9 protein-coding genes and 1 pseudogene are annotated in these 12590 nt (G+C 47.9%); 6 read left to right on the forward strand and 4 right to left on the reverse strand.

The annotated features are described in order from the left end of the window. Positions 1-450, forward strand: a pseudogene (locus EKM70_RS10505) (IS30-like element ISLsa1 family transposase); the annotation flags it as partial. Here EKM70_RS10505 and EKM70_RS10510 read toward each other — a convergent pair. After that, positions 394-1335, reverse strand: a complete 942-nt coding sequence (locus tag EKM70_RS10510) for a hypothetical protein (protein ID WP_125547629.1) — start codon at positions 1333-1335, stop codon at positions 394-396. The pseudogene EKM70_RS10505 and the gene EKM70_RS10510 overlap by 57 nt on opposite strands. 429 nt (positions 1336-1764) lie before the next feature. Here EKM70_RS10510 and EKM70_RS10515 point away from each other — a divergent pair, with 429 nt between their 5' ends. Together EKM70_RS10515 and EKM70_RS10520 are read left to right on the forward strand one after the other, a co-directional pair. Next, the gene (locus EKM70_RS10515) at positions 1765-3126 is read left to right on the forward strand and encodes an MFS transporter (protein ID WP_125547631.1); all 1362 of its coding nucleotides are present in this window, start codon (positions 1765-1767) and stop codon (positions 3124-3126) included. Positions 3127-3443: 317 nt separating this feature from the next. Beyond that, on the forward strand, positions 3444-5000 hold the full coding sequence (locus EKM70_RS10520) for an MFS transporter (protein WP_125547633.1): 1557 nt from the start codon (positions 3444-3446) through the stop codon (positions 4998-5000). Between the two features lie 89 nt (positions 5001-5089). On the opposite strand, the gene EKM70_RS10525 is transcribed toward EKM70_RS10520, so the two are convergent. Both EKM70_RS10525 and EKM70_RS10530 read right to left on the reverse strand, forming a co-directional pair. Continuing rightward, positions 5090-6904 carry a DUF5776 domain-containing protein gene (locus tag EKM70_RS10525; RefSeq protein ID WP_125547635.1) on the reverse strand — a complete coding sequence of 605 codons (1815 nt, stop codon included), beginning with the start codon at positions 6902-6904 and terminating at the stop codon, positions 5090-5092. Positions 6905-7100: 196 nt separating this feature from the next. Next, positions 7101-8177 (reverse strand): family 20 glycosylhydrolase, encoded by a 1077-nt coding sequence (locus EKM70_RS10530; RefSeq protein ID WP_225416437.1) that lies wholly within the window; start codon positions 8175-8177, stop codon positions 7101-7103. Positions 8178-8519: 342 nt separating this feature from the next. Here EKM70_RS10530 and EKM70_RS10535 point away from each other — a divergent pair, with 342 nt between their 5' ends. The 3 genes from EKM70_RS10535 (at position 8520) to EKM70_RS10545 (ending at position 12245) form a co-directional block, all read left to right on the forward strand. Beyond that, positions 8520-9752 (forward strand): hypothetical protein, encoded by a 1233-nt coding sequence (locus tag EKM70_RS10535; RefSeq protein WP_125547637.1) that lies wholly within the window; start codon positions 8520-8522, stop codon positions 9750-9752. Between the two features lie 173 nt (positions 9753-9925). Next, on the forward strand, positions 9926-11122 hold the full coding sequence (locus tag EKM70_RS10540; RefSeq protein WP_125547639.1) for a hypothetical protein: 1197 nt from the start codon (positions 9926-9928) through the stop codon (positions 11120-11122). Between the two features lie 43 nt (positions 11123-11165). Next, positions 11166-12245, forward strand: a complete 1080-nt coding sequence (locus EKM70_RS10545) for a helix-turn-helix transcriptional regulator (RefSeq protein ID WP_125547641.1) — start codon at positions 11166-11168, stop codon at positions 12243-12245. A gap of 64 nt (positions 12246-12309) precedes the next feature. On the opposite strand, the gene EKM70_RS10550 is transcribed toward EKM70_RS10545, so the two are convergent. After that, on the reverse strand, positions 12310-12590 hold a 281-nt coding region (locus EKM70_RS10550; protein WP_164506303.1), incomplete at its 5' end, for a transposase.

Genomic DNA, 12590 nt, shown 5'->3' on the forward strand with positions numbered 1-12590 from the left:
TGGGAAGTAGATACGGTGCTTTCTAGTCGAAGTGAGTCACGATCATGTCTGGTTACATTCGTAGAACGTAAGACCCGACTTCTATGGGCCATCAAAGCCCCTAATAGAACGGCTAAGGCTCTAAACACCGCCTTTGGCAAGTTTATGGGGGCCTTCGGTCCCCAAGTAAAATCCATTACTGTTGATCATGGTAAAGAGTTTGCCAATTATCAGGCCTTAGAACAGGATTATCAGATCAAAGTTTATTTTTGCCATCCATATTCACCATGGGAGCGAGGTTCCAATGAATATTTTAATAGGCGGTTACGCTGGTTCTTCCCGAAAAAGACCAATTTTAGCCAAGTAACGACTGATGAGATCCTAGCAGCACTTGAACTAATTAATCAACGACCATTAAAAATACATCATCAACAGACTGCCATTGAAAGATTCCGGGCTTGTTCGGATTAAACTTGTAATTTGCCAACCTAAATAATCTAATTGGAGGAAGAATTGTTGTCTGCCATTTGTAATTGTAATATTGTAGCCATCATTATCGTCGGTATAGTCAAGGAACGCTTTGAACACACGTCCCATTTTAAACGTCACACGATAAAGATGAGACTTGCCAGACTTCACCTTTTTGGTGACGACGCCTTTAATTGGTTTAGCCAGGTAATAGGTAACTGTGGAATGGGTTCGTTTGTACTTTTTGATTTTGACATAACGTGTCGGTTTGTACTTGGAACCCTTAGTGTGATAAACAAGCTGGTTATCTGATGTAATTGAAACGAATGGCAAGGAGAAATCACCATAATCATACCAGAGGTTATTGGACTTGACGGATAAGAAAGGGAAACTCGCTAATGAGTTATGAGAAAAGGCGGTCTCTCTGGTGTATGGGTGCTTGGCCGCACCATTATTTTTGGATACCAGATAACTCTCTCGCCAGTTCCCAAGACCTTTGAAGACTTTCTTCTGATTCTTGATGCTTAACGCAGGGTTATTGACCCCCATGAGATTTCCGTGGTCATCACTGAGTCCTGATACAACGGCTCCTTTAGGTAAGGTGACGACCTTATGTCTAGATTCATTTGTTAGTTTAAGTGGCTTTTCCAGTTTATAAGTTTGAAATCTATTTTGATCGTTTAACATAACTGGCTTTTTTGAGTAATCATACATGGTTCTGAAATACGACAGATTACTGATATCGACCTTATGGATTAGGTTATCAATGCTTTTTCCGGTATTTACATTCTTCACAGGTATTGCTGACGCACTAGTAATGCCTAAGCTTCCAACAGTGACACCTAGTAACATGAGTAGCAGAACGTTTTTTCTGTTACGTTTAAACAATTAGATGACCTCCCTATGTATTTTCCCTGAAACTCCCGATACTTTAAGTATAATGCAGGAAAGGGTAGAAATGACAACGTTATTTTTAACTACTGGTGTTGGGTATTAGCTTGTCAGAGTGAGATGGGTATCTTAAGGATCATTGAATATGATGTCGAAAAAGAGCTGATTCCTGTAGCTCTTTAATTTTCTTGAGCCAGATAAATTTAAGGGTCTAATGTCGAATTCAGAATTATTAGGTTTACAGCATACGTCTCGCGTATACTAGCTTGCTAATCTAGTAATTTTCAAAGATTCCGAATCGCTTTATGATTGATTCATTCACTTCAGAAGATAAATTGTGATTCAGGTTGAGTTATCGGATTAACGCGGTTCTAACAGGAATTCGATCCTGATCTTGACCCGATCATATTGAGATAGGAGTTTGTAATGAATAAGAATAAAGAAAAATTTGGTATCGTGTTACCGATTATCCTGTTGAGTTACTTCATGATTCTTTTGGATAATTCGATTGTCTTTACCAGTATGGTGAAAATAGCCGCGGATCTGCACATGGATGATCAGACCCTGGCATGGGTCAGCAGTGCCTATACGTTAACCTTTGGGGGCTTCCAACTGTTCGGCGGCCGGATTGGGGATGTCTATGGTCGGAAGCGGGTCTTCTTGATTGGACTACTGTTGTTCTCCTTTGGATCTTTGATGGTGGGGCTATCTACCAATGCCCCAATGATTATTGCGATGCGGGCGCTTCAAGGCGTGGGGTCGGCTATCTTGGCACCAACCACGCTCGCCTTACTACTGGATAACTACCAAGGAAAGATGCGGTCACGGGCAATTGCAGCCTATGGCACCACGGCTGGGATTGGCGCTAGCTTTGGGATGGTATTTGGTGGGATCATCACCAGCCTGTTTTCTTGGCGCTATGGCTTTTTCCTAAACGTTCCGGTTGGTCTCCTGATGTTTCTCATGACAATTCGGTTTGTTACGGAAGATGGGAGTAAGCGTGCGGGCCAGCTTGATATTATGGGAACGATCCTGTCGGTGCTTGGCCTATCGGCATTGGTTTATAGCATTGATGGGACGGTTTATCAGGTACCAGCACTCTTTCTTTCAATGCTGACACTGGGGTTATTTGTCTATGTGGAACACGTGGTGAACACGCCAATCATGCCTTTACGACTCTTTAAGGATCGTCAGCGTAACAGTGCCTACATTTCACGGTTCTTCTTTATTGGTGGAGCCTTCGCTTACTACTTTGTGACCACCCAAGCTCTGCAGCACATGTATGGTTTTACGCCGCTGTTGACTGGTCTGGCCTTTTTACCCGTGACCATTCCTCAATTTATTGGGGCCCTACAAGTTTCAAGATTGTCGGATAAGATTGGCAATGCTCGCTTGATTGTAATTGCCGACGCGCTCGTTACCCTGAGTTTCTTGGTAACCATCGTCTTGGGTCTGGAGCGAGGCTATTGGATAGCAATGGTTATCCCAATGATTATCTTTGGATTCGGTCAGGGATTGGTACTCAGCCCATTAACCATGGAAGGGGTAGCCCATACCGATCCTGAAATTGCCGGGGCCGCGTCCGGCGTGGTCAACACGGTCCATCAATTTGGGCAATCGGTTGGGGTTTCAATTGTGATTGCCTTAGCCAGTGGGGGCCACAACTTTTCAACGAGTTATCATGACCAGTTATTGATCATTTCAGTTATCTCAGGGCTAAGTTTAATTGCGGCTCTGTTTTTAAAAGGAAATCAGCAACGGGAACCTGTTCAGCAATCTCAAAATTAAATTGAAAGTGTCTGCCATGAGTTTGGTAGGCACTTTTTATTGTTTACGAGACAATAAATTTGGTCGTCCGATTTTGCTCTGGCGTGAGTATTGCAATTTTTATAAGCGATTATCAACAATTTACCATTAAGTGTTGGCAACCGGTCGAGATGGCCTATACTTAATAAGTCGTGATGACCTGTTAAGTAAAGGTACAACAGGTACGAATCATCAATGCTGGATATTTTAACAACGCGGGACGTGTCTGGTTATAAACGAGAAACAACTTTGGAGAGTGTCTGGGTTCCGCGGCGAAATGAATGGAGGAAATCAGCACAATGAGTAAGTCAACACGAAGTTGGATTGGGCTAGTCGCCCTTTCTCTGGGGGTCTTCATGGCCTTACTAGATGTCACGATTGTGAACGTGGCTTTGCCCACCATGGTCCGTGATTTCAATGAATCATTTAACAATGTGCAGTGGGTCCTAAATGCCTACTCATTGGTTCTGGGGGTTACCTTACTGATCGTGTCTAAGATTGGTGACATGTATGGGTTAAAGCGAGTTTTCGTGATTTCCTTAGCGATCTTTGTCCTCGCTTCGGCGATCAATGGGATGGCACCTAATCTGTTGGTTTTGGATATTGGTCGTGGCGCCCAAGCTCTAGGCGGGGCGGGGATGAATGCCCTGGCCATGGCGCTGGTTGCGGTTAGTTTTAAGGGAAGCAAACGAGGCGTGGCCCTGGGAATTCTGGGGTCCATTATCGGCTTGTCTTCGGCTTCGGGTCCCCTGGTTGGGGGTTACCTGGTGGCCCAGTTTGGCTGGCGATCAATCTTCTACGTGAATATTCCGATCGGGATTGTTGCCATTATCTTAACAGTCATCTACGTCGATGAGGTGCCGGATCTGAGTCATGATCATCAGATTGACTTTGCTGGGATGGCGCTGTCCGCAGGGAGCTTATTTGCCCTCATCTACGGCTTAATTCTTAAAGAAAATCATCCGAAATGGCACTGGACGAGTCCCCAAATGTTAGGCTGGTTTGGTGCGGCGATTGTCTTCTTTATCCTCTTTATCTGGGTTGAGGGTCGATTGAAACAGCCGATGGTCAATCTAGAAATGTTTAAGAATCCACATTTCGTGGGGACCGTCATCGTGGCTCTGGCTCTGGGGGCGGGGATTTATTCGTATAATACATATCTGACGGCGTTGATGCAAAATTACATGGGCTATTCGGCGTTACAGGCCGGGGTTCGGCAATTGACGATTAGCATCTGGTCCTTAATCCTAGGGCCACTGACCGGGTATCTTGGCAATCGTTATTCTAAAAAGCGGATGATCAGTGGTAGCCTCTTCTTAGGTGGAATTGGGTTTCTCATGTTGGCCAACGCCATGACAGTCAACGTCTCTTTCGCCGGATTATGGCCGGGGATGGTGCTCATGGGGATTACCAATGGGATGGTGAACCCGCTCCTAAATAGCAGTGGTATGGAGGGCGTGCCGGTACGTGAGATGGGAATGGCTTCTGGATTGATTAACGTTTTCCGGCAAATCGGGGTGACCTTAGGAATTGTGGGCCTCGGTTTGATTCAAAACAATGTCTACGAAAACGACTTAACAACGCACTTTGGTCAGATCAACATGCCGAAGGCAGCCGCAACTGGTATTCACCAAGCCTTGGTCAGTGCGGGGCCATTCTCGGGCCACGGCATTGCCTTCAGTGCTCGGTTAGCGAAACTGCCATTTGCCCATGCCATTCAACAGACTGTTTGGCAGGCTTATGCTAACGGGACGCGGGCGGTGACGCTGACGTCAGCCGTCATTGTCGTAATTGGGGGGATCTGTGCCGCGGTCTTTATGCGGAATCATAAGGTCAATCCATCTGAATTGGATTAGCATAAGTGAATTTATCGAAATAAGAGTTGTGTAGAACGTTAAAAAATCCCACAGAATTTTCTGCGGGATTTTTTTTGAGATCAATTACATTATTTGATACCGCGAACATACCGCGAGTTACCAGTCACATAGCCACCGCTAATCTGGTAACGCAGCGTGTCATGCTTGCTGAAGTTGTTCGCATTGGAATAGGTCCAACCCGTTACCTTGAGCACGGTGTTCTTACGATAATGGCGGTTGCGCTTGGTTAGGTTGGCTGTGCGGTAACGATTGATGGCGGTCTTGGTGACGATCTTCTTAGGCATCGTCTTCTTTCCGGCAATGACCAACTTCTTATTGGCCGTCACGTAGCGACCGTTCGTTAAGACGAACCGAGTGGTCAGGTTGTGGTGGACGATCTTCTTCACCTTGAGCACCTGTCCTTGACGGTAGTGTGCCTTCTTCTTGGTCAGGTTCTTCTTGGCGTAGGCATTGATACCGGAAGGGTTGGTGACGGTAATCTTGCTGGTTTTCTTCGTGTAGTAGACCGGAGCCACGACAGACTTCTTCGCCGTAATATAGCCCGTCTTACCGGCAGTCTTGCTGTGGTGATTGACGTCGCGAACCTTGTAGCGCTTGGCCCCACTGGCTGACTTGGTATAGCCGGTCACAACAAACATTGGCCGATTCTGCCGTGACTTCTTAGCGTAGATGGTGATGCGGTTCTTTTTGGTAAAGCTGGTCTTCTTATACAGTGCGAGCTTCTTGAGACCATAGATAGCACTGCCCTCGGGAGCCACCGTTGCCCCAGAACCACCCGTCTGAATTTCAGGTTCATAGATGTAGGTGACGGTCTGGGCCTGACTAGTAAAGGTCCCCTTGGCGTTGGCTGGGGTCTTTGAAAGCTTGTAGCTCTTAATGGTGAGGGCATCAGTGGTATAAGCGCTTCCTAGACTTCCTGTCAGCGTCTTATCCGGTGCAACTTGTTTGCCCTTGGCGTCGACGTAGTGGACGGTTACTGGTTGACTCGTTGCGGGATTGGGATCGGGATCCGGATCGGGCGTGACGACATCTACGAACCAGGAACTAAGCGCTTGAAATTCACCGAGGATGAGTCCATCGAGTTCATACGTGCCATCAGCTTGAAGGTGCAGGTAATTGGTCATCGGTGCTGTTAGCATTGCGCGCATTTGCCGTACGCTATCATCGGTTTTAATGGTGGCCAGTTGTTCGTCGGATTCGGTACCCAGATGAGTTCCGAGTAACATGCCACTCATCATACTGGAGATGAGTGACTTAAAGATGTCATCGTCTTCAGTGGCAAAAATCTGATCGTATGACTTGATGAGGCCTTCTGTGCCATCTATTTTTTCCATTTTTGGTCTAAATTCATTTTCATAGTTTGCCTGAAAGTCTTCTCGTGTGAGCTGTCCCGTTTTAAAGCGGGCGGAATTTCCGATAATCCACGAAGACATATAGGTGGAGGTAGTCATGCTATCAATGAAGTCAGCCCCACTACTTGCATCACCTCCGGTTGAACGAACCAGATAATCAATGGTCGTTTCACCAGGGAAGAGAGAGACTGGCACTATCATACTGGCAAACGAACCTGTGAAGTTAGAAATATCCGGTATTTCTGGGTACAGGTCATTAAGCCCTTGAATAAATGCTGGATCATTGGCTTGTTTGGCAGTCACACTGGCTGGCCACTTAGCATACCAGTAAATTTTGTGGGTACCAGTCTTGTCACTCACCAGGGTATAGGGCAGGCCGATTGATTGGACGTTGTAGGTCTGCTCGGTCGTTTTCGCAGTGGCTACAGGACTTGTGGACGAGTCGGCAAAGGCAATACCTGGGCTAACCACACCGCTTAGTAACAGCAGGGTCAGTCCGGAGATGGTGATCTTATGGATTAGTCGATTCATTTAATACACCCCTTATACGTTTAGCACCGTTATCATGATTGTAGTATATCATATAAACAAACTAATTAGGAGGGTAAAGTGCTGGTATAACGGTAAACCTAGGTCTTAGATTTCTGAAGCCAGGCAAGTGAATTAACTAAGCGCTTGGGTCACACAATCTTTAAGATGTGACCCCTTTCAAGTTAAGCTGGGATAACTACTTTGGGACGCTCAAGCGGTGAATAAAGGTCACGATGGCTGTGGTCGAAGTTTGGTGGGAGTCGTGGCCCCAGAGACTGATGAGGGTGCCGCGGGTGGTCACACTCGGTTCAAGCGTCCGATTGTGGTTCGCGTTGGTCCGATCGATTTCGTTGAACATCGTCGGGGTGTAATCGTCACGAAGGTAATTCAAGAAGTAGGTGTCGTAAGCGGCATTGCCAATGTATTGTAGCTGATAGTAGGTGGCGTAACTGTTGCAGTTGATAACCTGGCGCTTGCGGTTAACTAAGTCCGGGACGGAAGCCCGCTTAGATCGACGGTTGACGAGTTCGGCCCGTTCACTATGGTTGCCAGATTGGGACCAGTAGTTGACCACGATGTTGGCATCTAGTTTTGGCAATTGTTTCTTTAAAATTGAGTCATTCCACACGACGGTGGTAAAGCCGCGCTTGTTCTGATTGCGGTTGAGTTGATTGACGAATCTGGTTAGGTAGCGGTAGTCGCCGTCCGTTCCTGGAACCTCATCAGCGCCGATGATGAGATCACGATAAGGCTGGTTTTTGAAGCTAGCGTTCAGTTCGCGATAGATTTTTTTGGCAACGGTGATTGCCTTAGGACTGGTATAGTCGAGGGTTTCTCGGTCGAGTTTGACGGCACGATAGGTCTTACCGTGTTTGCGTTTGAGTTGTTTAAGGATCGCCCCAGCATGGGAGGGCAAATCAACGTCTGGAACCAATTGAAGTTGGCGCTGGTTGGCAAAGGTGACCAGTCGTTTGAGAGCCCGAGGTGACAAGACCGTCTTTGAGGCCCGATTCCCGAGATAGGCCGATTGAAAGCTGAGGTGCTCGTTGTCACTGAGATGTAGGACCACGTAAGTGAAGTGCTGGTCGGCCGCGGCTGAGATGACCCGTTTAAGTGAATTTTCGGAGAGGGGATGCCGGCCAAGATCGATGAGGAGTCCTTGCTTGGTAGCCAGCTGGGAACGTCGCGCCGCCTGAGCAGTTGTGGTGGTTGGTGAAATGAGGGCTAAACAGAGAGTGATTAGAAGTAGCATGGTGAATGAACGACGTTTCAATGGAGTTCCTCCTCTGGTGGATCACTGATAATACAGTCGCCCCTAGCATACTGTTTATGACTTGGCGAGGTCAATGAAAGGATGGTTACCGAGTCAGATTTGGTCGAGAATCCGTGAAAATATGTTGGGGGTGGGATGATTGTGGGGATAGACAGAGCTAACATTCTTTCTATATTCGAGGCATGAACGACTGGAATGATCACCGATATTTTTTGAAGTTGTGATGAAATGGTGAAATTACCGACACTATATGTCGGTACCAGCTGATATAATTTGGTTATCAACTGATTTCACTAGTATTCCTGACTAGCGAAATCAAAAAAAGCTGAAGGGGCGATGTCGATGCTGAAAGGGAATATTGATTTGAACCAATACCTAGCGGACCAACAGATTTATGCGAACCTCTTAGTCTATGATTACAGTCAGGCAGATGCCGTGGTGCCAGAAAGTCGGGTGACCCTGTTATCTTCGGAACAGCGACGGCTAACCCAACGGGGTGGACGTTACCAACTTTACAATAATTCTGGCGACTTCTATGTCAATGGTCTGACATTAGCCGATCTCAACCTGCGATTGCCAGCGATGATGGCCAGTGACCAGCCACGGGTCTTATCGACTGAAAAACCGCACTTAAATATTGTGGTTGAGCTGATTCGTCAGGTCAGCCGGATGGGGTTGGTCGTGACCGGTAGTCGCTATGTTTGCGAACGGACGTGGACGGTGACTGACGATCGTCGCTTGATGGCGACTCTGTTGGGACATAAGGGGTGCACAGTTCGCACTGGCGAAGCGCCAGGTTCAGCCGTCATGGTGGATGAGGATCAGCAGCCTGTCATGCGCGAAGGACATGATGGGCACGACGCAGAACTGGTCGACGAGGTTCGCTTCACCGTGCAAGATCAGGCGGGTCATCCAGTGCTCCGTTTGATCCCGCTGGACTTGTTGGGTGCTGTTCTCTATGGTTTGCGTTGTGGCTTTTCAGCCCAGCAATTGCAGGAATGGCTCCTGTGGCCGCGACTGGATCAGTCTTTGATTGGTTCGGCGCGATTAGCATTAGTTGAAAGTCGCCAGACGCCAGCCAAGCCAATAACTTCGCTCGCGGATTTACGGGAATTACACACCGTCTCCGTGCCCACCGATCGCCCAATCACGGCGCGTTGGTTTCAATTTACTAACGCCGCCGATACGCGTGACTTGGGTGGTGCGATGGTCCCAGAAGAGGCAGGAAGAACCTTAGAAGCTGTTTTCCACAACGACCCACGCCCCAGTGATCGTGAATTCTCCGATTGGTTGGTCCGTCTCGCCGATTGCTATAACTTGCAAATTCAGCGCCGACAGCGTCGGCGATTAGCCGTGTGTGACGTCGATCGATTTAAGGTCGAAAATGGTGAAATTGCAGATCTAGAGGCGACTAGCCGGGCCAACACCGGTGGCTTTCCGGAAACGGTCTATGAAATTTTGGATCGTGATGCAGGACTTTCAGTGTGCTACGACCTGTCATTTCGGGAACTGGTACCAACCTTGTTGGCGTTGATCGCCCGAAATAAGATATTCCTTTCAAAGAAGGATAGCTAGAGGACGCGGTTTAGAGCAGGGTGGCCGAGTGTGGTTTCCCAGCATTTAAAGTTGAAAATTGTTGTGACCAAAAGGGTCAAACTGACATGATATGTCCATTTAGCTGCGTATAATGAGTGTATCAAGTAGGTTCAGGTGAATACTAGTGAGCTGATGACTAAGGAGTGATGGTTTTGTTGAAAAAAGCAATGGATTATAACCAATATCTAGTGGCACACCAGATGACTGCCACGATGTTAATTTACCGTTATAGTGAGGCTGATATCGTGGTGCCAGAGAGCGACGTGACCCTCCTGTCGCCAGAACGCCGGCGATTGACTGTAAACGCCGGACGGTATCAGCTCTATAACGATGCGGGTGTTTATGCCAACGGGGTGACGTTGGACGAACTTAAAACGACATTGGCGACCTTAGGAGCTAGTGATCACGACCAAGGCTTGTCAGCGAACGTACAGGAACCCAGCATCATCATTAGCTTGATTCAGGACCTAGCGAAAATGGGTCTGACGGTCATGGGTAGCCGATATGTCTGTGATCGCGTATGGGATGTTGATGATGATCGGCGGCTGGTGGCGGCGTTACTGCATCCGCAGTTGCGTAACGATCAACCGCAAAACGAAGCTCGAGAGGCCTCGATGTTGGCTTACGATTGGGAAAATACTGTGCGACAGGATCGTCAGCCAAGAGGTGTCAATAAGGTCGATGACCTACGCTTCACTATTCAGGATCAAGCGGGGAAATCGTTGCTACGACTCGTCCCCCGGGAACGCTTAGGGACGGTCCTTTATGCGCTACGTTGTGGGGCAAGCCCACAGCAGATTCGCGAGTGGCTCCTGTGGCCGCGGCTAGAACAGCTATCGCTGGATTATGCGCAGTTATCTCTGCTGACTTGTTGGCAAAGCGAGGCGCGAAGGATTGTGACGCTGAAGGACCTGCTCACTCTGAAGGACTTGGCGGTGCCCGACCAAGGTTCAGGCGATTCGTGTTGGTATCAGTTTACGGACCAAAGTGAGAAAAGGCGCTTCGGTGGGGCGATTCCCTTTACCGAAGCTGGCGATGCATTGTCTAAAATTTTTCACGGACGTCAATACACCAGTGACCGCGAGTTCTCCGATGGGTTGGTGCGACTTGCGCAGCACGTCAATCTTCAAATTCAACGGCGGCAGCGGCGATTGTCTAATATTGCTGATATTGATAAGTTCAAAGAGGCTGACGGTGAAATCGTTGATCTGTCGGCTACGGGCCGAGACAGTAAAGAAGGCCTACCGGAAACGGTCTACGAAGTTGTTGATCTGTCGTCAGGGCGAACCCTACGCTATGATCTCTCGTTCAATGACTTGGTGATGACCTTACTAGCGGCTACGAGATAACGTCGACTTTCTAACGAAAAGTTATCGAGATGGAGGTAACGAAATGGCGAGTAACGCAAATAGAAAAGGTAATGAACAGAAACGCGTAGCTGAAATGTTAATCACCCTGTGGCAGGGTGGGCGGATTGTAGTCAAAGACTTGGAGGAAACTTACAGCGTCGATGAGCGAACAGTTCGGCGCGACATAAAGGCAATTAAGGCCGCCGTTTTGGAACAGCGTGATTGGAGTTGGAACCATGATCTGGTTCAACGCGGGACGAGTAGGGTCTATGCCTACTACCTAGCGACGCAAGATGAGTTGACCTATGCCGAAGTCCTAGCTTTATTGAAAATGGTGATTGGGGTGCGGGCGCTGAGTAAGTCTGAAATGCTGACGCTTCGTGAGCATCTCTTGAGTTTGTTGTCGCCGAGCCACCGTGAGGAAGCCCGGCGACTAACGACCGTGACGGCTGGGACGTATCGCCCCGTGGGCTATAATGCCAAGGTTTGGCCAGCTGAAGAGACACAGCCACATATCGGAGCCAGCACGATGGAAAAGCTGCCGCTGTTGGATGATATTGCCACTTATATTCAGGCCGACAAGTGGATTAGATTCAAGTATCAAAACAGCAAGGGCGCCGTTAACACCATTGTGGGTAAGCCAACCAGTGTCACTTTTTCGGCGCACTACTTTTACGTATGGATCTACACCCATCAACAAGGTAGCGAGCAAGTCTATCGGTTGGATCGTATGGAATCGGATAGTTTACGTGCGGCTCACCAGGCGGAACAACCGATGAATACTAATGAGGGTGACCGCTTGAATCAGACCTATCTTTTGGGGAATGAACTGACCTCGGAACCGTACGAAATTCAGTACTGGGGCTGGCCACAGACCGCTTTGGATAGTCTGCCTGGTGTGAAGAAAGTCCGTCGAGCCACAGCGGCTAAGGAACGCTACCACCCAACGGGGACCGAGATTCTAAAGACCAATCCAACGAGTGTGATTATTTCTGGAACTGGTCAGATGCAAGGCCTGGTGCTCTGGATTATGGGCCAGGGTGCGTTGGTTCGCGTGGTAAAAAGTCCAAAATTACGGGCAGCGGTTCTGACGGAAATTGACCGGATGCGAGCGTTGTATTAATCACAAGTAGTGTTAAAAATCAAAGTACCCCAATAAAAATAAGAGGCTGTGACATAACTGACCTCTATAGAACAAGAATAAGGCACGAAACCGAATTTTGGTTTCGTGCCTTATTTCTATGCTCTTGATTCTTAATCCATTTTTCTCTAGTAGAGACTAACTTGAGGATGTTCAATGCCAGAACGAGGATTCCAGTTTCTTTTTTGACCTTTTCTAGGCCGCGTACCGAATAGCGATGGAAATGCAAATAAGCCTTCGTCTTGCCAAAAATTGGCTCTACATCAATCTTTCGACGCCCATAGATAGCCTTGTTTTCTGGTTTTGAAAGCTGTGTGCGTTCCTTAG

It is taken from the genome of Levilactobacillus lindianensis, from assembly GCF_003946095.1.
In the GTDB taxonomy this organism is placed as follows: Bacteria; Bacillota; Bacilli; order Lactobacillales; family Lactobacillaceae; genus Levilactobacillus; species Levilactobacillus lindianensis.

Excerpts from the sequence above, each read along its gene's own strand:
- EKM70_RS10525 (WP_125547635.1), bottom strand. The coding sequence starts at position 6,904 with ATGAATCGACTAATCCATAAGATCACCATCTCCGGACTGACCCTGCTG.
- EKM70_RS10535 (WP_125547637.1), top strand. The coding sequence starts at position 8,520 with ATGCTGAAAGGGAATATTGATTTGAACCAATACCTAGCGGACCAACAG.
- EKM70_RS10545 (WP_125547641.1), top strand. The coding sequence starts at position 11,166 with ATGGCGAGTAACGCAAATAGAAAAGGTAATGAACAGAAACGCGTAGCT.
- EKM70_RS10520 (WP_125547633.1), top strand. The coding sequence starts at position 3,444 with ATGAGTAAGTCAACACGAAGTTGGATTGGGCTAGTCGCCCTTTCTCTG.
- EKM70_RS10515 (WP_125547631.1), top strand. The coding sequence starts at position 1,765 with ATGAATAAGAATAAAGAAAAATTTGGTATCGTGTTACCGATTATCCTG.